This is a genomic window from Mycolicibacterium chitae (assembly GCF_900637205.1).
Lineage (GTDB): Bacteria > Actinomycetota > Actinomycetes > Mycobacteriales > Mycobacteriaceae > Mycobacterium > Mycobacterium chitae.
Genome location: NZ_LR134355.1, coordinates 4,513,558 through 4,534,156, shown reverse-complemented (window position 1 = coordinate 4,534,156; position 20,599 = coordinate 4,513,558). Strand labels below are relative to the sequence as shown.

General features: G+C 67.8%; 22 protein-coding genes. 12 read left to right on the top strand and 10 right to left on the bottom strand.

What is annotated here, in order from left to right; genetic code table 11:
- Nucleotides 1-32 precede the first annotated feature (32 nt).
- The 8 genes from EL338_RS21775 to EL338_RS21745 all read left to right on the top strand — a co-directional run bounded on the left by EL338_RS21775 (nt 33) and on the right by EL338_RS21745 (nt 6,382).
- Nucleotides 33-734, top strand: a complete 702-nt coding sequence (locus tag EL338_RS21775) for a hypothetical protein (protein ID WP_126335639.1) — start codon at nt 33-35, stop codon at nt 732-734.
- 196 nt (nt 735-930) lie between these two features.
- Nucleotides 931-1,533: a TetR/AcrR family transcriptional regulator gene (locus tag EL338_RS21770; RefSeq protein ID WP_126335638.1), complete on the top strand. Its 603-nt coding sequence runs from the start codon at nt 931-933 to the stop codon at nt 1,531-1,533.
- Between the two features lie 138 nt (nt 1,534-1,671).
- Nucleotides 1,672-3,204 (top strand): nitric oxide reductase activation protein NorD, encoded by a 1,533-nt coding sequence (locus EL338_RS21765; protein ID WP_126335637.1) that lies wholly within the window; start codon nt 1,672-1,674, stop codon nt 3,202-3,204.
- 27 nt (nt 3,205-3,231) lie between these two features.
- On the top strand, nt 3,232-4,032 hold the full coding sequence (locus tag EL338_RS21760) for a CbbQ/NirQ/NorQ/GpvN family protein (RefSeq protein ID WP_126335636.1): 801 nt from the start codon (nt 3,232-3,234) through the stop codon (nt 4,030-4,032).
- Nucleotides 4,033-4,044: 12 nt separating this feature from the next.
- Complete coding sequence (locus EL338_RS26790; protein ID WP_258538413.1) at nt 4,045-4,176, top strand: hypothetical protein; 132 nt, start codon at nt 4,045-4,047, stop codon at nt 4,174-4,176.
- Complete coding sequence (locus tag EL338_RS21755) at nt 4,173-4,868, top strand: hypothetical protein (protein WP_126335635.1); 696 nt, start codon at nt 4,173-4,175, stop codon at nt 4,866-4,868. The genes EL338_RS26790 and EL338_RS21755 overlap by 4 nt, the downstream gene beginning before the upstream one ends.
- A gap of 9 nt (nt 4,869-4,877) precedes the next feature.
- Nucleotides 4,878-5,321: a hypothetical protein gene (locus tag EL338_RS21750; protein WP_170217476.1), complete on the top strand. Its 444-nt coding sequence runs from the start codon at nt 4,878-4,880 to the stop codon at nt 5,319-5,321.
- A 2-nt stretch (nt 5,322-5,323) separates the two neighbouring features.
- Nucleotides 5,324-6,382, top strand: coding sequence for an NAD(P)H-dependent amine dehydrogenase family protein (locus EL338_RS21745; protein WP_126337022.1), 1,059 nt, complete (start codon nt 5,324-5,326; stop codon nt 6,380-6,382).
- 4 nt (nt 6,383-6,386) lie between these two features.
- Here the strand turns inward: EL338_RS21745 and EL338_RS21740 are convergent, their stop codons facing one another.
- The 5 genes from EL338_RS21740 to ygiD all read right to left on the bottom strand — a co-directional run bounded on the left by EL338_RS21740 (nt 6,387) and on the right by ygiD (nt 9,648).
- Nucleotides 6,387-6,998: a LysE/ArgO family amino acid transporter gene (locus tag EL338_RS21740; RefSeq protein ID WP_126335634.1), complete on the bottom strand. Its 612-nt coding sequence runs from the start codon at nt 6,996-6,998 to the stop codon at nt 6,387-6,389.
- Between the two features lie 133 nt (nt 6,999-7,131).
- Complete coding sequence (locus EL338_RS21735) at nt 7,132-7,707, bottom strand: DUF6036 family nucleotidyltransferase (RefSeq protein WP_126335633.1); 576 nt, start codon at nt 7,705-7,707, stop codon at nt 7,132-7,134.
- A complete protein-coding gene (locus EL338_RS21730; protein WP_235666247.1) occupies nt 7,707-8,225 on the bottom strand; it encodes a helix-turn-helix domain-containing protein in 519 nt (172 codons plus the stop codon). The genes EL338_RS21735 and EL338_RS21730 overlap by 1 nt, the downstream gene beginning before the upstream one ends.
- Before the next feature lie 92 nt (nt 8,226-8,317).
- Entirely contained in the window at nt 8,318-8,764 is a 447-nt protein-coding gene (locus tag EL338_RS21725) for a MarR family winged helix-turn-helix transcriptional regulator (RefSeq protein WP_163791880.1), read from the bottom strand.
- 41 nt (nt 8,765-8,805) lie between these two features.
- Nucleotides 8,806-9,648, bottom strand: coding sequence for a 4,5-DOPA-extradiol-dioxygenase (ygiD, locus tag EL338_RS21720; protein ID WP_494337265.1), 843 nt, complete (start codon nt 9,646-9,648; stop codon nt 8,806-8,808).
- A gap of 87 nt (nt 9,649-9,735) precedes the next feature.
- Here ygiD and EL338_RS21715 point away from each other — a divergent pair, with 87 nt between their 5' ends.
- Nucleotides 9,736-10,614, top strand: a complete 879-nt coding sequence (locus EL338_RS21715; protein WP_163792265.1) for a LysR family transcriptional regulator ArgP — start codon at nt 9,736-9,738, stop codon at nt 10,612-10,614.
- 13 nt (nt 10,615-10,627) lie between these two features.
- On the opposite strand, the gene EL338_RS21710 is transcribed toward EL338_RS21715, so the two are convergent.
- Both EL338_RS21710 and EL338_RS21705 read right to left on the bottom strand, forming a co-directional pair.
- Nucleotides 10,628-11,800: an acyl-CoA dehydrogenase family protein gene (locus EL338_RS21710; RefSeq protein WP_126335630.1), complete on the bottom strand. Its 1,173-nt coding sequence runs from the start codon at nt 11,798-11,800 to the stop codon at nt 10,628-10,630.
- Between the two features lie 372 nt (nt 11,801-12,172).
- Complete coding sequence (locus EL338_RS21705) at nt 12,173-13,117, bottom strand: DUF808 domain-containing protein (protein WP_126335629.1); 945 nt, start codon at nt 13,115-13,117, stop codon at nt 12,173-12,175.
- A gap of 33 nt (nt 13,118-13,150) precedes the next feature.
- Between EL338_RS21705 and EL338_RS21700 the strand changes: the two genes are divergently transcribed.
- A complete protein-coding gene (locus EL338_RS21700; RefSeq protein ID WP_126335628.1) occupies nt 13,151-13,612 on the top strand; it encodes a VOC family protein in 462 nt (153 codons plus the stop codon).
- Between the two features lie 236 nt (nt 13,613-13,848).
- Here the strand turns inward: EL338_RS21700 and ligD are convergent, their stop codons facing one another.
- Nucleotides 13,849-15,096, bottom strand: coding sequence for a non-homologous end-joining DNA ligase (gene ligD, locus EL338_RS21695; RefSeq protein ID WP_126335627.1), 1,248 nt, complete (start codon nt 15,094-15,096; stop codon nt 13,849-13,851).
- A gap of 57 nt (nt 15,097-15,153) precedes the next feature.
- Between ligD and fadD2 the strand changes: the two genes are divergently transcribed.
- Together fadD2 and EL338_RS21685 are read left to right on the top strand one after the other, a co-directional pair.
- Nucleotides 15,154-16,842 carry a long-chain-fatty-acid--CoA ligase FadD2 gene (gene fadD2 / locus EL338_RS21690; protein WP_126335626.1) on the top strand — a complete coding sequence of 563 codons (1,689 nt, stop codon included), beginning with the start codon at nt 15,154-15,156 and terminating at the stop codon, nt 16,840-16,842.
- A 113-nt stretch (nt 16,843-16,955) separates the two neighbouring features.
- The gene (locus EL338_RS21685; protein WP_126335625.1) at nt 16,956-17,609 is read left to right on the top strand and encodes a UdgX family uracil-DNA binding protein; all 654 of its coding nucleotides are present in this window, start codon (nt 16,956-16,958) and stop codon (nt 17,607-17,609) included.
- On the opposite strand, the gene EL338_RS21680 is transcribed toward EL338_RS21685, so the two are convergent.
- Nucleotides 17,606-18,331: a DUF72 domain-containing protein gene (locus EL338_RS21680; protein WP_126335624.1), complete on the bottom strand. Its 726-nt coding sequence runs from the start codon at nt 18,329-18,331 to the stop codon at nt 17,606-17,608. The genes EL338_RS21685 and EL338_RS21680 overlap by 4 nt on opposite strands.
- 29 nt (nt 18,332-18,360) lie before the next feature.
- Nucleotides 18,361-20,571 (bottom strand): acyl-CoA dehydrogenase family protein, encoded by a 2,211-nt coding sequence (locus EL338_RS21675; protein ID WP_126335623.1) that lies wholly within the window; start codon nt 20,569-20,571, stop codon nt 18,361-18,363.
- Between the last annotated feature and the right edge of the window lie 28 nt (nt 20,572-20,599).

The following is a 20,599-nucleotide window of genomic DNA, read 5'->3' as shown; positions in this document are numbered from 1 at the left end:
ATCCGCTCATTGCATGACTAAAGTCAGCGAGCATGCGACCCGACGCTGCCGCAGCGAACCGCACTGGGCTGTCTCTCGACGAGCACATGGAGGAATCGCGCGCCGCGCAACGCCAGGCCGACAAGTGGCTGATCTCCGGCAGCCTGCTGATCGGGACCGCGGCGCTGGGGATCTTTGGCCTCCCGCTGTTTCTGCGCGGGGTCTGGCTGCTGCGGCGCGCGCAGCGCAACGGGCTGACGGTGCGGCCCATGCTGGTGACGCTGCTGGGCTACTGCGTGATCGTCGACGCCGCCATCAACACCGTCGGCTGGGCCCTTGACCTGGTAGGACACCACACTCTGCTGGCCCGCGTGCTGCTCAACGGCTGGGGCAACATGTTCGACGCCGGCTACTTCTGGCACTACAACGAACTGTGGGTCGGCGGTGCGGCCGCGCCGGGGGAGAAGGCGCTGGAGGTCGGCTTCATCCTCACGGTGTTCACCATGCGGATCGCCGCGGGCATCGGCTTTTTGCAGATGAAGCGCTGGGGGCATCAGTGGATGGTGGTCACCTGCTGGATGGGCGTGGTGATCTGGATCGTCTACGTCATCAACATGACGATGTTCGCCGACGTCCGCTACGCCGGGGTGGTTTTCCCGGTGATCGGGTGGTGGATCTACGACATTTTCTACATCACGCCGTTCCTCGCGATCCCGTATCTGCATTCGGTGAACCGCGAGATCTTCACCGACTGAGGGCCTTTCGCGCATCCGTGGCTACCGGCGCTGCCTGACGTACTTATACGACTGACATATGTCAGTGACGAGTATCAACCAGTGCATGTCCAGCCGCCACCGCAGGCAGCAAAACACTAGTTAGAGCAGGATCTCGGTCATCCACCGTGACATATCTATTGACTGGAGTCAGTCATGGGAGTACAAAAAAACCATCATGACGGCACAGGTCCGGCCGACCACGCGCGAAGCGCAGCGGCTGCAAACCCGGGAACGCATCCTGGGAGCGGCCATCGCCGAGTTCAAACGCTCGGGGATGGCCGGTGTCGAGGTGAACGCCATCGTCGCCGCCGCCGGCGTCGCCCACGGCACGTTTTACTTCCATTTCCCCACCAAGGAACACGTCCTGCTGGAACTGGAACGACGGGAAGAGGCGCGCGTCGCGGCCCAGTTCGAACGCTTCCTCGCCGGCCCGCACGGACTGAGCGACGCGCTGACCGAGGTCGTGGCCCTCGTGCGGGGCCTCGAGGAGCGTTTCGGGCGGCCCCTGTTCAAGGAGCTGGTGGCCCTGCACTTTTCGCCGTCGCGCCCGGAGTCGGAGAACTGGACCGACCACCCGGTGATCGTCCTGCTGGTGGCCGAGATCGAGCGGGCCCGCGATCAGGGGGCGGTGCACCCGGAGGTCGACCCGTTCTCCAACGCGGTGTTCTTCCTGCTGGGTGTCTACGGCGTGCTCAGCGCCGGCGAAGACCCCGACAGCCGCGACGTTCTGCTCGAGAAGCTCGTCGCATCCACGGTGCGCGGCTTGGAGATCCGATGAATCCGTCAACAGGGAGGCCCTGAAGTGTGGGACTACGTCTGGGAGATACTTCGCTACGTCGGCGCCTGGGGTGGCACCGCGCTGGTCATCTGGTTCTGGTACTGGATGTTCTCCAACCTCGGAACGTTCTGATCCGCCATGGCTGAACTCGCCGACACCGCGGCCATGGCCCTCGAACGCAGCTGCGCGCTGACCGCCGTGGCGCTCAGCGAGGAGCGCCGCGAAGGCGTGCGCCTGGTGACCGGTGAGCACCGCGGCTTCGGACTGAGCTCGGCGCGACGGTTCGTCCACGTCCCGTACCCGCAGCTGGGTTCCGACTGGACGCGGCGCACGCTGACCTGCGGCATCGCGCTGCAGTGCGCGGACTCCAAGGACCGGGTGGGCGAGTACCGGCTCAACGAGATGTCCCAGCGGGAACTGCGCGCCCTGACCATCGTCGAGGCCGGGGTGGCCCTGGGCTGGATCGCCGCGCGCTGGCCGGGCCTGATGCCCGAATTCGCCCGGCTGCTCCCCGAATTGGCGCCCGCCGACCCCGACACCGACGCACGCATCATGGTCAGCCGCGCCATCGAACTGGCCCAGCGCTCCGAGGGGTTGAGCCCGGATCCGCTGCTCGGCCGGCTACCCGCGGTGTTCACCGCGCCCACCGGGCTGATGGACAAGATGCGCCGGCAGTTCGGCCGGATGCCGTGGACCACCTCGGAGAAGCGGATGCCGCGGCCCTACTCGGTGCCCGTCGGCGGCGACGGCGGCGTGCGCAACCCGAACCTGCCGCCGCCGAGCCGGCCCCAGGACAACGACATGGACGTGACGCCCGAACATCGTCCCGGTATCCCGTACCCGGAGTGGAACCAGTGGACGAAGAGCTTCCTGCCCGACCATGTCGCGGTCCTGGAGTTGGCCCGCGACACCCGGATCGGCGCGTCGAAGAACTCCTCGGCGGATCTGCGCAAGTGGTTCGCCGAGCACACGCATCGCACCATGATCAATCGGCTCGAGGACGGTTCTGACCTCGACATCGACGGCTACGTGCGGCATTACGTCGATCTGCGGACCGGTGAGGCCACCGAGCCTCGGGTGTTCCGCGAACTGTTGCCCAGCAACCGGGACGTCAGCACCGCCCTGCTGCTCGACGGCAGTTCCTCGCTCGGCGTGCACGGGGGCCGGGTGTTCCAACTGGAACTGGCCTGCGCGGATGCGCTGTCGCGGGCGATGAAACAAGCCCGCGAGCGGCACGGGATCTTCGTCTTCACGGGCAACACCCGCCACCGCGTGGAAGTTCGTTGCCTCAAGGACTTTCCGGATCCCCGGTTCGTCCCGCCCAGCGGCCTGGGCCTGTCCACCGGCGGCTACACCCGCCTGGGTGCACCCATCCGGCACCTGACCAGCCGGCTGCTCGACCAACCGTCGGAGCGCCGCCTGCTCATCATCATCGGTGACGGGATGATCTCCGACGAGGGCTACGAGGGTCGTTACGCCTGGGCCGACGCCGCGCACGCCGTCGAGGAGGCCAACGACGCCGGGGTGTCGGTCTACTACGTGGGCGTCGGGCCCACCCGGGTGGATCCGCTGCCGGAGGTGTTCGGACCCCGCCGCTCCCAACGGATTCGCCGCGTCGAGGAACTGCCCCGCGTGCTGGCCCATGTCCATCGCGAGCTGGTCACCGCATAACCGTCCGAGGAGGCATCGAAACCCATCATGAGCAACGACACCTACTACGCCAACGGCAGCGAGGTCCAGCTGTTCGAGCAGGCCTTCACCCGCAAGATCCCGGTCATGCTCACCGGGCCGACCGGCTGCGGCAAGACCCGTTTCGTCGAGCACATGGGCACCCTGCTGCGCCGGCCCGTCGTCACCATCAGCTGCCACGACGACCTGACCAGCTCGGATCTGGTGGGGCGCTTCATGGTCACCGGCGGCGACGTCATCTGGACCGACGGCCCCCTGACCCGCGCGGTCAAGAGCGGCGCCATCTGCTACCTCGACGAGGTGGTCGAGGCGCGCCACGATTCGCTGGCCATCCTGCACTCCCTGACCGACCACCGGCGCACCCTGTACCTGGACCGCGCCGACGAAGTCGTCGAGGCACCAGACGAATTCATGCTGGTGTGCTCCTACAACCCGGCCTACCGCAGCTCCCTGAAGGAACTCAAGCCGTCGTTCCGACAGCGCTTCGTCACCCTGCCGATGGGTTATCTGCCCCCGGAGCGGGAGGCGCAGGCGGTGGTCTCCGAGACGGGCGTCGACCTGGCCGTCGCGCAGCGACTCGTGCAGTGCGCCATCGCCATTCGCACAGCCGACGAGGCGTTTCACTTCGAGCCGCCGTCCACGCGGACGCTGGTGACCGCCGCGCAACTGATCGCCGCCGGCGCCGGCGAACTCGAGGCCGCCGAGGCCTGCATCCTCGCCCCGCTGAGCACCGACGGCGCCATCAGCGACGGGCTGCGTGAGGTCGCGGCCGCCGGCCTGCTCACCGCCGACACCCCGGCTCAACCCTAGGAGGGAGTTCACATGGTCGACCAGAAGGAAAAGAACCGCAAGAAGGCGCTCATCGTCTTCCAGATCGTCATCTACGGCTTCCTGTTGACGATGTTCCTGATCCAGCTGTGGATGTCGTTCGACCGCGGGTGGTGGTACCTGTGAGTGCGCCGCCCAAGTCCGGTGGCACACTGAGTCTCGAGGACCACCACGAGGAATCGAAGCTCGCGCAGCGCCGCGCCGACAAATGGATGATCGTCGGCGCCGCCCTGATGGGTATGTGGGCGCCCGGCCTCATCGGGTTCCCGATATTCATGCGCGGGGTGTGGCTGCAGCGCCAGGCGCAGCAGGCCGGACTTTCGGTGCGGCCCATGATCGTCACCCTGATCGGCTACCTGGTGCTGATCGACGGCATGCTCAACAGCCTCGGCTGGGCGCTGGACATGATCGGCAACCACACGCTGATCAACCGGGTGCTGATGGTCGGTTGGGGCAACATGTTCGACGCCGGTTATTTCTGGCACTACAACGAACTCTGGGTCGGCGGGGCCTCGGCGCCGGGGGAGAAGGCCTACGTCATCGGCTTCATCCTGACGGTGTTCTCGATGCGGGTCGCCGCGGCCATCGGCTTCCTGCAGATGAAGCGTTGGGGCCACCAGTGGATGATCATCACCTGCTGGATGGGCGTGGTGATCTGGCCCGTCTACATCCTCAACATGACGATGTTCGCCGACGTGCGGTTCGCCGGGGTGGTGTTCCCGGTCATCGGCTGGTGGCTCTACGACATCTTCTACATCACCCCCTTCCTCGCCATTCCGTATCTGCACACGGTCAACCGCGAAATCTTCACGGACTAAGGAGCATCGGTGACTTCCCCATCTACCAACCCGTCGTCCGCGGACGAGAAGGATCCGGCCGAGGACCTGCCGCCGGGCACCACCCCGTACTACGCCCGGATGCACAAGTGGATCAAGCGCGCGGTCCTGGTGTGCCTGATCGCGCTCGTCATCGAGGGGGCGTTCACGCTGCCCTTCATGGCGATCTACTACGGGTATCCGACGCTGAACCTCACCCAGATCTGCAGTGAGCTGCTGAAGGTCCGGTTCTCCGACGACGCCCTCGAGTGCAAGTACCCCTACCCGCCGCTCGGGCCGCCCGAGGGGGCCGAGGGCAAGGACACCGCGCGCGACCAGTGGGGCGTGCAACCCATCCCCGGCTACGACCGGCTCGGCTTCCGCGAACTCGTCGACCGCTACGAGGAACGGATGGCCCGCCAGGCCGCTGAACAAGCCGCACAGCCGGCCGGGTGACGATGGCCGGCAAGCTGCGGGTAATCCAGTGGGCCACCGGCAATGTCGGCAAGCACGCGGTGGCCGCGGTGCACGAGCATCCCGACCTGGAACTCGTCGGTGCCCGCGTCTACGACGAGGCCAAGGTCGGCCGGGACATCGGCGAGGTGTGCGGCCTCGGCGAGATCGGGGTGGTTGCCACCGCCGACACCGACGAGATCCTGGCCCTGGACGCCGACTGCGTGCTCTACATGGCCGAGGGCGAGTGGAATCCGCCGGCGGCCCTCGACGACGTGTGCCGGCTGCTGCGCTCCGGCAAGAACGTGGTGTCGACGGCGGTCACCGCGTGGATCTACCCCAAGAGCGCCGGCGACGATGTCGTCCAGCGGCTGGAGCAGGCATGCCGGGAAGGCGGAACGTCGTTCCACGCCACCGGGATTCAACCCGGTTGGGCCGCCGAGGTGCTGCCGCTGACCATGTCCGGGCTGTTCCGGCGGATCGAGTCGCTGCGGGTCCAGGAGTTGATGGACTACACCACCTACAACGTGCCGTTCGTGCTGTTCGACGTGATGGGCTTCGGCAAGGCCCCCGACGAGCCGGTGCCCATGGACGATCCCGCGGTCGGTGCGTTGCCGTTCAAGGCGCCGCTGATGCTGGTGGCCGACGGGTTGGGCGCCACCATCGACGACTTCATCTGGGAGCGCAGCGTGGCGACCACCGATGCGCCCATCGAGATTCAGGCCGGCCGCATCGAGGCCGGAACGGTGTCCGCGCAACGGTTTTCCTATACCGCGGTGATCGGCGGGCGGCCGGCGCTGACCGTCGAGCACATCACCCGCATCGGCGCCGCGCAGGCCCCGGACTGGCCGAACGGGCGCGGCTGGAAGGTGACCGTGCAGGGTCAGCCGTCGATGGTGCTGGAATCGCGGATCGCCATCAACGGCGAGGACGACACCGACCAGGGGTGCCTGGGCACCGCCATGCACGCCATCCACGCGATCGCCCCGGTGTGCGCGGCCGCCCCCGGCATCCGCACCTTTCTCGACCTGCCCACCATCGTCGGTCGCGGAGTGCTGGGGTAGCTCCTCACGACGACGCCAGGTAGAGGCCCAAAGCCACCATGGTGACCGCGATCGTCCCGTCGAGCACGCGCCACGTCGAAGGTCTGGCGAACAGGGCGGACAGGCGGGTGGCGCCGAAGCCGAGTGTGGCGAACCACACCACGCTGGCCGTGACCGCACCGACGCCGAACAACCAACGGCCCTCGCGGTATTCGTTGGCCAACGCGCCGAGCAGCACCACGGTGTCGAGGTAGACGTGCGGGTTCAGGAAGGTCAGCGCCAGGCAGGTGACGAGGACGCCGGTGAGTCGCGCCGGGGCCTCGGCGGCGGGATCGAGCGACGCGGGACGAAGCGCCCGGCGGGCGGCCAGCGCCCCGTAGCCGATCAGGAACGCTGCGCCGCCGAGCTTGGCGACCGTCACGACGTTCGGGTGGGCCGCGACCAGGGCGCCGAACCCGGCGATGCCCGCAGCGATCAACACCAGGTCCGATACCGCGCACACCGTCACGACACTGCCCACGTGCTCGCGCCGGATGCCTTGGCGCAGAACGAAAGCGTTCTGCGCCCCGATGGCCGCGATCAGGGCCAGCGACGTGAGGAACCCGGTCGCGAAGACCATCGGCGGCGCAGCACTCATGGCCTTGACGGTACGAGCGAGTGGGGGATCAGTACAGCTACATATTCTTACGCTGAGTTAGATGTACTAATGCAGGCGGCGAGGGCCGAACTCTCGCGTCTAGGAAAAGGCGCGCTGGCCATGGACCCAGATATCAGCGCTGTGGACCGGGCCGAGCTGCCAGCCAATTGACGGCGCGTTCGATGCTTGAGTTGTATCGGTCTTCAACCGTGGCAAGTCGAGTGAGGATGATCTCCGGGGCCACCAAGTTATCAGTGATCAGGGCGTCCACGAAGTTGCGGTCCTTCTCCCTGAACGCGCATAGTTTGGCGACGCAGAGATCCTCTTTGTCCAGGCACCATCCGATGTACTGCGGGTGGCCGTTGGGAGCCGCAGTATTCGCGTTTTGGACCTTGACCAGTCGGCTGCGCCAACCAACGGGGAGGGCTGAGGTCGTCAGGTCAACACCGTCGATGCTGAATCCGTGCAACTGCTCGAACGATGAGAGTTCCCCTGCGGCACCGAAGATGAGGTCGGCGAGTTCGATGGTCCTGTTGTTGTCATCGGTGATGGGCAGAATGTCCACTTCCATCGACCGCGTCGCTAGCATTGGCAACTCGTACTCCGGGTAGCTGCCTAAGATTGCCTGTGACCCAACGACAATGACTTCGTCTTGCCCTGTTACTTGGCAGGCGGCCCGGATCGCGTGCTCGAGCTGGTCGCGACGCATCAGTGCGCAGCCTGTAGCGCGGCGCGACGTTGCGTGTCTGGTAACAGCCCGCTCATCGGGGTCACCTCCCGCATCTCGATCGACTGACGGTCCAGTCCGGTCAGGGCCCGCTTCAGCGACTGCAAGTCACCATCGTTGGTCAACTGTTCCCAATGGGAGAGATGGCGGAGGTGCGGTTCGCCGTAGACCGATTGCCGAAGTCGATCGATGTTACTGAGAATCGAGGGCCGCCATTCTTGGAGCGTCGACGTGTTCAGCAATGTCGCGAGCTGCCGATGCACTCGCCACGACCGCCACTCTGAGCGGGTGAGGTTGGCAGGCTCGGCTCGAATGGTTACCTCCAGGCGGTAGCCCATGCAGGCGAGTAACCGATCGAGCAGTTGGTCGCTGAAGTCTATTTTTCCGGAGAGGAATTGACTGATGCTCGGCTGGTGCACGCCACTGAGCCGGCTCAGCTCAGACTGGCTGGTTCCTGTGTCGCTCATGACCTGCCGCAGCAGGTCGGGTGTGCTACCCATCAGTGGATTATAGCAATCTATGCTATAGGCGCAACACGCGTTGAGCGGGCGGTGCGCCCGCCGGTGGGAGCTGCCGACTCCGCAGCAGGCCCCTAGCGGACGAGCCGCTCCAGCGGCCCCAGGGCCTCGTCCAAGGCGACGACCTCGGCGGGGCTCATGCCGCTCAGCATCGCGTTCATCAGGCTCTCGACCGCCGAGCGTTGTAGCTCAACGCCTTTCGGCGTGATCTCGATCCAGATATTGCGATGGTCGGACAGGTCGCGGGTCCGAGTCACCAAGCCCAGATCTTTGAGGCGAGTGACCGCCCGGGTGACTGTCGGCAGGGTGAGGCGCTCGTGGGCGGCGAGCTCCGACATGCGCAGGCGCTGTTTGTCTCTCAGGATGTACAGAAGGGAGCACTGGGTCAGCGTCAAGCCGCCGTTGGCGATCTGTTCGAACTCGTGTCGCCGAAGGGAAGTGGAGATGCGGAAGAGACGTCGATGAAGGTTCTCGGCTACCGCGCCGGGATCGTCGAGCAACGGTGCATCGGGTGGTGTCAATGTCTTCTCCTGCGTGGTCGTCGGTCCGGCAGCATGCCCATTCAAATATTCGACTGATCCGCCGGCACGGCCAACGGCTCCCGCTCGGTCCCGGCGGGAACGTCGGGCGTGGGCACGGTCAGCCCCACCGTGTAGGACGTCATCGACAGTGAGCCGTAGCAGTACCCGTCGACCAGTTCGGTCAGCGGCGCCCCGGCCGCACCCGCCGCACCGGCGGTGTAGAGCATCGGGATGAAGTGGTCGGGGATCGGCACCGCCACGCCGTAGTCGGCGTGGTCGCGGAGCCGGATCGCCTCGTCCGGGGCCGTCGTCAACAGCTCCCGGGCCGCCTCGTCGAAGCGCTGCGCCCACGGGTAGCCGGTGTCCGGATGCTGCTGGCTCATCTGCCGCAGGTTGTGCACGATGTTGCCGCTGCCGACGATCAGCACGCCGCGCTCGCGCAGCGGGGCCAGCTTGGCGCCGAGTTCCAGGTGGTAGTCCAGCGGCTTGTCGGCGTTGATGGACAGCTGCACCACCGGGATCGACGCCTCCGGGAAGGCGTGCACCAACACCGACCAGGTGCCGTGGTCGATACCCCAGCTGTCGAGGTCGGCGCCGACCCAGGTGGGCTTCACGATCTCCTGGATCTCGCCGACCAGATCGGGCAGCCCCGGTGCGGGATAGTCGACCTCGAACAGCTGCCGCGGGAACCCGTAGAAGTCGTGGATGGTGCGGGGTTGGGACATGGCGGTGACGGCGGTGGCGTTGATGTACCAGTGCGCGCTGATCACCAGGATGACCCGCGGGCGCGGGACCGCGGCCCCGAACGCGCGCCACGCCGCGGTGTACTTGTTGAGCTCCAGGGCGTTCATCGGGCTGCCGTGGCCGATGAACGCCGCGGGCAGCACCTCAGGGTTGTCGGCCATGAAGCCATCATCCTTCAAATTCCCCCGCGGCGCGGCAGACTGGAGCCGACCTGACAGGAGGCTGATATCGAGGGCTCGGACACCAGCGCCCGGCTGGGCGCGGACCAACTCGCGGCGCTGGCTGCCGTCATCGAATGCGGCAGCTTCGACGCCGCCGCCGAGCGCCTGCAAGTCACGCCGTCGGCGGTCAGCCAGCGGATCAAGGCGCTGGAATCCCGGGTGGGGCAGGTGCTGGTGGTCCGCGACAAGCCGTGCACCCCAACCCCGGCCGGTGTTCCGTTGTTACGCCTGGCGGCGCAGACCGCGTTGCTCGAGGCCGAGGCGCTGGCCGAGGCCACGGGTGGTCCGGCCCGCGAGCCGCGAATTGCCCTGGCGGTCAACGCCGATTCGATGGCGACCTGGTTCACCGCCGTGTTCGCCCAGCTGCCCGGGCCGCTGTTCGACGTGCGGATCGAGGATCAGGACCATTCCGCCCGGCTGCTGCGCGAGGGCGTGGTGATGGGGGCGGTCACCACCGAACGCACGCCCGTGCCGGGCTGCCGGGTGACGGCGCTGGGCGCCATGCGCTATGTCCCGGTGGCCAGCGCCGCCTACCTGGCGCGCCACCTGCCCGGCGGCTTTACCGCCGAGGCCGCCGCCCAAGCTCCGTCGCTGGCCTGGAACCGGCACGACGGCCTGCAGGACCAGTTGGTGCGCAAGGTGTTTCGGCGCGACATCGCGCGGCCGGTGCATTACATCCCCACCCCGGAGGGCTTCGGTGCCGGCGTGCGCGCAGGTCTGGGGTGGGGGATGTACCCGGAGGAGATCGTCGACGACGACTTTCGTCCCGTCGTCGACCAACATCTCGACGTCCCGCTGTACTGGCAGTGCTGGAAACTCGACAGCCCGCTCATCGGGCGGCTGACCGAGGCGGTGCGCTCGGCGGCGGCCCGCCTGCACCGCTGATGGTTCTTGGCACTCAGCCGCGCGGCAGACCCAGAGCCCGCTGGGCAATGACGTTGCGCTGGATCTCCGAGGTCCCGCCCGCGATAGTGCCGGCGAAGCTGCGCAGGTAGCGGTCGAACCAGCTACCGGTGTAGTGGTCCTGGTGCCACGGCTGGTACCCGGTGAAGGTCGGGTCCAGCAGCCCGGCCCCTCCGGCGGACTGCAGCGCCGCGCCGCCGATGGCCTGGGCCGCCTCCGAGCCCAGCAGTTTGAGCACCGAAGTCCGTCCGTCGTCGACCTCACCGCGGGCGGCCGCGGCAATAGCCTGCGAGCCGAGCAGGCGCAGCGCATGATTGTCCATGACCAACCGGGCATAGCTGTCCCGGTCCAGGGCGGTGATGGGGCGCCAGTCTTCGATGTACTCCTGCAGACGTTCGGCATAGCTGAGCCACAGCAGCGTCCGTTCGTACCCGAGCGAACCGTGGGCGACCTTCCAGCCGCCGTGCAGTGGCCCGACCAGGTTGCCGCTGGGGACTCGCGCGTCGACGAAGAACACTTCGTTGAAGTCCACGTCGTTTTCGCCGCAGGCCGAGGGGAACGGTCGTCGCGTGACGCCAGGGGTGTCGGTGGGGATCATCAGGGCGCTGATTCCCTTGTGCTTGGGCGCATCTGGGTCGGTACGCACCAACACGAACATCACGTCGGCGTGGTGGGCGCCCGAGGTCCAGACCTTCTGCCCGTTGACGACGAAGTCGTCGCCGTCGCGTACCGCCCGGGTGCGCAGGGAGGCCAGGTCGGACCCGGCGCCCGGTTCACTCATGCCCAGGGCGGCGGTGATCTCCGCGCGCAGGATCGGAATGGCCCATTTTCGTTGCTGTTCCGGTGTGCCGAACGCGATCAGGGAGGCGGCGATGATGCCGACACCCTGGGGGTTGAACGTCTGGGCGAGTCGTCGTCGGCCCAGCTCCTCGAAATACACGAACTGTTCGACGATCCCGGCGTTGCGGCCGCCGAATTCCGGTGCGTTCCCGGGTTGTAACCAGCCGTGGTCGAACATGGTGCGTTGCCATCGGCGGGCCCAGTCCGGCAGGTATGCGCTGGAACTGATCCGCTCGTGGGTGGTTTCCGCCGGCGGCAGGTGCGCGTCGAGGAATGCGCTGAACTCCGCGCGGAACGCCTCGATCTCGGGTCCGAAGCTCAGTTGCATGTCAATCCGATCGCCCCGAAGTGCTGTACGGCGCGAGCGTACAACATGGCCTATACGGCCGTACAGCAGACGGCGCTCGCCCGGTGTCGAATGCCGCCCGGTCGTATCGATGATTGCCCGGATGGTGGGATCGTTCCAGAGGTTGCGCCGCTCTCCGCGGGGTTCCTCGACCGTGACCCGTCACCGTGTGTTGACGGTCATCCACAGCCTGGGGCGCCCGCACCAGTCACCCTGTGGATAGTCGTCACCCGGAGGGGACGCCATTTGATCGAGAGGCCGCCCAGAGACCGTCCCGCCAACCTCAACGGCGGAGTCGCATCAGGGCCCCGCAACTGCGTCGCACACCGCTGGACCCGGATCTCTAATCCGCCGCTAGTGCGCGGCTGCGGCCTTCTTACGAAACGGCAGCACGTGCATGACGGCGACCGCCACCGCGCCGACCACCAGTCCGATGACCGCCGAGGCCGCGGTGTTCACCAGCCAGGCCAGCACGGCGCCGATACCGGCCACCGCGCCGCGGACCGCTTCCTCGGCGTGGTGCACCAACTCGTAGAGGGTGTGCCAGCCCAGGGTGTCGGTGCCGAGCAGCAGGATGTGCCCGCCCACCCAGAGCATCGCGATGGTGCCGATCACCGACAGGGCGCTCAGCAGCTTGGGCATGCCGGCGACCAGGGCACGTCCGATCTTCTGGGCGAACCGCGAGGACCGCTGCGCCAGGTGCAGGCCGATGTCGTCCATCTTGACGATGCCGGCCACCACGCCGTACACCGCGGCCGTGATGACCAGGGCCACCACCACGAGGATGATCAGCCGCGGCCAGAAAGCCTGGCTGGCGACCTCGTTGAGCGCGATCACCATGATCTCGGCGGACAGGATGAAGTCGGTGCGAATGGCGCCGGTCACCATGAACTTCTCCGGATCGCCCCCGACCGCGGCCTTGGGCGCCCCGTGACTGTCGTGGCCGCGCAGCCAGCCCCAGACCTTCTCGGCGCCCTCGTAACACAGGTAGGTGGCGCCGACCATCAGGATCGGCGTCAGCGCCCACGGCGCGAACTGGCTGAGTAGCAGTGCCACCGGCAGGATGAACACCAGCTTGTTGCGCAGCGAGCCGATCGCGATCTTCTTGATGATCGGCAGCTCGCGCTCGGCGGCCAGGCCCTGCACATACTGCGGCGTCACCGCCGTGTCGTCGATGACCACGCCGGCGGCCTTGGCGGTCGCCTTCCCGGCGGCCGCACCGATATCGTCGATCGAGGCCGCGGCCAGTCGGGCCAGCGCGGCGACGTCGTCGAGAAGTCCGAACAGGCCCGCGCTCATCGCAGCTCCGTCATGAAACCGAAGGTTACCGTTATGACATCACCCTTGTCCGCCGCCGACCTCTACCACGTCGGCGTGGTGGTCACCGATTTCGAGGCGGCGCTGCAGCGGCTCTCGGCCGCCGGCGGCTATCAGTGGACGCAGACCATGGAGTACACCGTCCCGGTGGTGACGGCCGACGGCCCGGCGGACATCCCGTTCAAGCTGGCGTACTCCCTGGAGTCGCCGCATCTCGAGATCGTCCAGGAGGTGCCGGGATCGCTGTGGGTCAGCGCGCCGCGCAACGCCACCCATCACCTCGGATACTGGGCCGACGACGTCGCGGCGACCGGCGCCGCGCTCGAGGAACTCGGTTACACGCTGGAGGTCCGGGCCGCGGGCGACGCACCGCCGCCGTTCGCGTACTACCTGGACCCGCTGGGGGTGCGGATCGAATTGGTCAATCGCTCGATGTTCGGCGACTGGCCGCAATTCCTGCAGCAGATGAAGAAATGAAAAACGGCTGATGCCACGCGCGTCTGCGTGACATCAGCCGGTTCCCGGCGAAACCGCTCTAGCGAGCGGTGGAGTGCCGGTGGAAGAAACGGAACCGCAACCAACGAACGTCGAGCAACACGGTCATCACCTACCTTCGGGTCATACGCGGCGAGCCAGTACTTGACTCTTGATGACGAAACTAATGCCGCTCTTTAAGGCGGTAGGAAGCCGAAGGTAATTCTTCGGTAAGACTTCTACTCCGCTGGTCGGCGGCCTTGCGCGCCCGTGTAGCCCGCCCAGGGCGAATAGTCCGCGATCAGCTCCTCCTGCGGGGGCCGCTCGGCGTCGGGGACGTGCTGCAGGTTGATCCGGATCCGGTACCAGATGGACGACGGGCCGCGCATGCCGTCGACGAGGACGTCGATGGGTTCGAGCAACTTCGCCGCCTCGGGGTGCCGGGACTTCCAGGTCTGAAGCGCGGCCAGGGCCTCGTCGCGGGTCTTGGTGCGCGCGACCTCGATCAGGTTGGCGTCCCGCTCGGCCTTGGGCGGCGCCTTCTCGGCGGGCCCGAGTTCCTCGGCGAGTGCCAGCAGCCCGTCCAGCCCCCCGACCGCGGTGTCCATCTCTGCCCACGGGTCGCCGAGGTCCGCATAACGGTCGGGCACGGTGGCCACCGTGAAGTCCTCGGCCCGGCACGTCGGCACCTCCGACCACAGCAGCGGAGTCGACACCCGCGCGTCGGGCCTCGACCGCACCGAGTACGCCGAGGCCATCGTGCGGTCCTTGGCGTTCTGGTTGAAGTCGACGAAGACGCCCTGGCGTTCCTGTTTCCACCAGCGGCTGGTCGCCAGGTCCGGCACGCGGCGTTCCACCTCGCGGGCCACGGTCTCGGCGGCCAACCGCACCTGCCGGTAGGGCCAGCGCGGCTCGATGCGCGCATAGATGTGAAAGCCCCGCGAGCCCGACGTCTTGGGCCAGCCGGTCAGGCCGTGGTCGTCGAGCACCTCGCGGACCACCATCGCCACGTCGAGGATCTGCGGCCATTCGACCCCGGGCATCGGGTCCAGGTCGACCCGCAACTCGTCGGGATGGTCGAGGTCCTCGGCGCGCACCGGGTGCGGGTTGAAGTCGATGCAGCCGAGGTTGACCGCCCAGACCAGGCCCGCGGCGTCGCGGACGACCGCCTCCTTGGCCGAGGTCCCGGAGCGGTACTTCAGTTCGGCGACCTCGATCCAGTCGGGCCGCTTCTCCGGCGCCCGCTTCTGGAAGATTGCCTCCTGGTCGATGCCCTTGACGAACCGCTTGAGGATCATCGGCCGCCCGGCGACGCCGCGCAGCGCGCCGTCGGCCACCGACAGGTAGTAGTTGATCAGGTCCAGCTTGGTGACCCCGGCCTCCGGGAAGACGACCTTGTCGGGATTGCTGACGGGGACCTCGCGACCGGCGACCTCCAGCACGAGCTTGCCGCTGCTTTTCCCGCCGGCGCTGGCCATGCTGACCATCGTAAATCGACTTTCATTCCGGGCCGGGGCGCAAGGCCCGTCACTTAGGCTGTGAAGATGGCAAAGCTCACGGACCTGCCCTTGCTGGCAGCGGCCAAGTTGCAGCAATCGGTCGGCAAGTATGCGGAACGCGGCGCGGCCGAGTTGCACTACGCGCGCAAGATGTTCGAGGCCGGGGCACTGAAGATCGAAGCGCCCCAGAACATGGCGGCAATGCTCGCCGACATCCGTCGATGGGGCGAGTTCGGCATGATCCCGGCGCTGAACGCGCGGCGTAATCCCCACGGCGTGGCCATTGTTGACGACGACGGCGAGATCACCTTCGCCGAGTTGGACCGGGCCGCCCACGCGGTGGCCAATGGGTTGCTGGCGATGGGGGTCAAGGGCGGCGACGGGGTGGCCCTGCTGATCCGCAACCACCGCTGGTTCCTCATCGCGCTGTACGGCACCGCGCGGGTCGGCGCCCGGATGATCCTGTTGAACAGCGAATTCTCCGGCCCGCAGATCAAGGAGGTGTCCGAGCGGGAGGGCGCCAAGGTCATCATCTACGACGACGAGTACACCGAGGCCGTCGCGCTGGCCGAACCGCCGCTGGGCAAGCTGCGGGCCCTGGCCACCAACCCGGACAAGCCGGAGCCGTCCGGTTCGACCGACGAGACCCTGGCCGAGCTGATCGCGCGCAGCAGCACGGCGCACGCCCCGAAGGTGAGCAAGCACGCCAAGATCATCATCCTGACCAGCGGCACCACCGGCACCCCCAAGGGCGCCAACCGCAGCACCCCGCCGTCGCTGGCGCCGGTAGGGGGTGTGCTCTCGCATGTGCCGTTCCGGGCCGGCGAGGTGACCTCGCTGCCGGCGCCGATGTTCCACGCCCTGGGCTTCCTGCACGCCACCATCGCGATGATGCTCGGCTCCACGCTGGTACTGCGGCGACGGTTCAAGCCGGCCACGGTGCTCGCCGACATCGAGAAGCACAAGGTCACCGCGATGGTCGTGGTGCCGGTGATGCTCTCGCGTCTGCTCGACGAGTTGGAGAAGACCGACCCCAAGCCGGATCTGTCGTCGCTGCGGATCGTGTTCGTCTCCGGCTCCCAGCTGGGGGCCGAGCTGGCGAGCCGAGCCATGGACGATCTCGGCCCGGTGGTCTACAACCTTTACGGCTCAACCGAAATCGCGTTCGCCTCGATCGCGCGGCCACAGGATCTGCAGAAGAACCCCGCCACCGTGGGCCCGGTGGTCAAGGGTGTGAAGGTCAAGCTGTACGACGAGAACGGCAAGGAGGTGCCCAAGGGCGAGGTGGGCCGGATCTTCGTCGGCAACACCTTCCCGTTCGAGGGCTACACCGGCGGCGGCGGCAAGCAGATCATCGACGGCCTGATGTCCTCGGGCGACGTCGGCTACTTCGACGAGCACGGTCTGCTCTACGTCAGCGGCCGCGACGACGAGATGATCGTCTCCGGCGGCGAGAACGTCTTCCCGGCCGAGATCGAGGACCTCATCAGCGGACACCCCGAGGTCATCGAGGCCACGGCGCTCGGTGTGGAGGACAAGGATTGGGGGCACCGGCTGCGCGCGTTCGTGGTCAAGGCCGAGGGTGCCACCATCGACGAGGCCGCCATCAAGGAGTACGTCAAGGCGAACCTGGCGCGCTACAAGGTGCCGCGCGAGGTGATCTTCCTCGAGGAGTTGCCGCGCAACCCCACCGGCAAGATCCTCAAGCGCGAGTTGCGGGAGATGTTCGACTGACCACCCCTCCTTAGCGTGAGGGGGCGCGTCCCCGGCCGACACGCCGACCGATTTTCGTAGTCTGCGCACGTTCGCGAGGGATAAGCGACCACCGCGCCGGGTAACCGCAAGCAATGGCGGTCCCCGGAGCGCAGGAGTTCGTGCCCGAATCCCATGATCTGGGCACGCTGGCCGCCGCGGCCAGGGGCTGCCGGGGCTGCGGCCTGTACCGCGACGCCGAGCAGACCGTGTTCGGCGCTGGACCCACCTCGGCGAAACTGATGCTGGTCGGCGAACAACCCGGCGATCAGGAGGACCGCGCCGGGCAGCCGTTCGTCGGCCCGGCGGGTCGGCTGCTGGACAAGGCCCTGATCGCCGCAGAGGTCGATCGCGGCGACGTCTACGTCACCAACGTCGTCAAGCATTTCAAGTTCACCCGGGCCGCCGGCAGCAAGCGGCGCATCCACAAGACCCCGAGCCGCACCGAGGTGGTGGCCTGCCGCCCGTGGCTGTTCGCCGAACTGACGGCGGTGGCACCGGAGGTGGTGGTGCTCCTGGGTGCGACGGCGGCGAAGGCGTTGATGGGCAGCGATTTTCGCCTCACTGCCCATCGCGGGGAGGTGCTGGAACTGTCCGACGAAGCCGCCGCGGCGCTCCCCGGCAGCGACCCGTACCTGCTGGCCACCCCGCACCCGTCGTCGGTGCTGCGTGGCCCGTCGGACAAGCGCGACGCGGCGTTCGCGGCGCTCGTCGAGGACCTGCACACGGCCGTCGGCCTGTTGGCTTAGTCGAGCAGGGCCCGCAGATCCCGCGCGTTGCGCACGGCGTTGCCGCCGCCGTCGTTGTTGAAATACGCCAGCACGGAACGGCCTTGGCGGCGCCACTCGTCGATGCGCCGCGCCCACCACTGCAAGTCGTCGGGGCTGTAGGAGCCGGCGTAGAGCGGCGCGTCATCGGGGCCGTGGAAGCGCACGTACACCAGCTTCGCGGTGGCCCGCAGCACGCACGGCATGCCCGCGCCGCTCATCACCACGTACGCCGCGCCGTAGCGCTCCAGCAGGTCGTAGACCTCGGGGGCGTCCCACGACGGGTGCCGCAGTTCCATCGCCACCGCGGTGCCCGGCGGCAGCAGCCTCAGGAAATAGTCGAGGCGCTCGTCGTCGCGTTGCAGGGCGGGGTGCAGTTGCACCAGCAGCGCGGCGCGCCGATCGCCGAGTTCGGGCCAGCTGTCGGCGATCCGCTCGATCCACTGCTCGGGATTGCGCAGCCGCCGGGCATGGGTCAGGCCGCGCGGCGCCTTCACCGTCATCCGGAAGCCCTCGGGCAGCTCGTCGCGCCAGCGCGCGAAGGCCGCCGCCCGTGGCCAGTGGTAGAAGCTGGTGTTGAGCTCGACGGTGTCGAATTCCTGGGTGTAGCGCCACAGCCGCTTGGTCTTGGCCAGGCCCGGCTCGTAGAGCACGCCGTTCCAGTGGTCGTAGGACCAGCCCGAGGTTCCGATATGCACCGCCATGGTGGGCGTATACCCACCCCGGCGGACCGCTACGGGTCGCGGGGGAGACCCAGCAGCCGCTCGGCGATGATGTTCAGCTGCACCTCCGAGGTGCCGCCGTAGATGGTCGTGGCGCGGCTGGCGAGCAGGAACTGCGCCCAGATGCCCTGCGGGGTCTGCTCGTCGCCGAGTACCCCGTCGGTCCCGAACGACGACACGGCGAACTCCGCGTAGCCCTGCCCGGTCTTCATCGACAGCAGCTTGGAGATCGCGGCCGACGGCATCGCGTCGCCGCCGGCCAGTGTCAGCAGCGTCGAGCGCATGTTCAGCAGCTTGGCCGCATGCCCCTCGGCGATCAGCTGCCCGGCGCGGTTCTGCTCGATCTGGTCGAAGTGTCCCTCGCCGACGAACTCGACGAACTTGTCCAGGCTGGGCAGGAACGGCGGCTCGCTGCTGCCGATCGAAACCCGTTCGGCGGTAAGGGTGTTGCGGCTGACCTCCCAGCCGCGGTCGACCTCGCCGAGCACCATATCGTCGGGGACGAACACGTCGTCGATGAACACGGTGTTGAACATCGCGTTGCCGGTCAGCTCCCGGAGCGGCTTGACCTCGACGCCCTCGCTGGCCATGTCCAGCAGGAAGTAGGTGATGCCATTGTGTTTCGGCGCCGACGGATTGGTCCGCGCCAACAGTGCGCCCCACTGCGAGAACTGCGCCCCGGTGGTCCAGATCTTCTGGCCGGTGATGCGCCAGCCGCCGTCGACCTTGGTGGCCTTGGTGCTGAGGCTGGCCAGGTCGGACCCGGCGCCGGGCTCGGAAAACAGCTGGCACCAGATCATCTCGCCGCGGAACGTCGGCGGCAGGAAGCGCTGCTTCTGCTCGTCGGTGCCGAACGCCACGATGGACGGGATGATCCAGGCCGCGATGCCCATCTGCGGGCGCTTGACCCGGCCGGTGGCGAATTCCTGGGCGATGATGATCTGCTCGATCGGGGTGGCGGCGCGCCCCCACGGCTTCGGCAGATGCGGTTGCACCCAGCCGGCCTCGGCAATGGCGGTGTTGCGTTCCTCGCGCGCAATGGCTTTCAGCGCCGCGACCTCGGCGCGGATCTCCTCGCGTAGCTTCTCGGTGTCCGGATCGAGGTCGATGTCGATGCCGCGCATCCCGGTGGCGGTGGCGGCGTCGACCACGCGCTGCGGGTAGTCGGCGGCGCGGCCGAACGAGGCCGCGATCACCAGTGCGCGCCGGTAGTACACGTTGGTGTCGTGCTCCCAGGTGAAGCCGATGCCGCCGTGCACCTGGATGCAGTCCTCGGCGCAGCGCTGCGCGGCGGCCGGGGCCAGGGTGGCGGCCACGGCGGCGGCGAAGTCGATGTGTGCGCCCTCGAGGTCGGAATCGCCGCGGGCGACCTCGTCGATGGCGCGGGCGGCGTCCCACGCCGCGGCGGTGGCCCGCTCGGTGACGGCAATCATGTTGGCGCACTTGTGCTTGACGGCCTGGAACTGCCCGATCGGGCGGCCGAACTGCTCGCGGATCTTGGCGTACGCCGAGGCGGTGTCGGTGGCCCACCGGGCGACGCCGACGGCCTCGGCGGACAGCAGGGTCGACATCAGCGCGTGCGCCGCCGAGCGGCTCAGGTTCGACAGCACCCGGTCGTCGCCGACCTCGACGGCGTTGGCCCGCACGTGCGCGACGGGACGCAGCGGATCCACACTCTGCACCGGTTCGATCTCGAGGGTGTCGGCGTCGAGCACCACCCACTCGGCGCCCGAGGTCGCCGAATCGAGACCGGCCACCGGCAGCACCAGCACCGAGGCCTGGGCCGCGGCCGGCACCGCGCGGACCTCGCCGCGGATCACCAGAGCATCGCCCTGCCGCGTCGCGGTCAGTCCGGAGTCGATGGCGTAGGCCGCGATGGTCTCGCCGGCCGCCAGCCCCGAGAGCACCTGCGCGTTCGGGTCGTGCGCGGCGATCAGCGCGCTGGCGATCGCCGACGGCACGAACGGCCCGGGCACCGCGCCGTAGCCGAATTCGGCGAGCACGACGGACAATTCGAGGATCCCGAAGCCCTGTCCGCCCACCGACTCGGCCAGGTGCAGCCCCTGCAAGCCCTGCTCGGCGGCGGCCTTCCAGTACGGCGGCGGGTTGGGGATCGGCGTTTCGAGCGCCTCGTGCAGCACCTCGGCGGGCGCGACGCGCGCCACCAGGGCGCGCACCGAATCGGCCAGGTCTACGTGCTCAGGACTGATTGCGATCGGCATCGGTCGCCCTTCCCTCCAGTAACCAGTG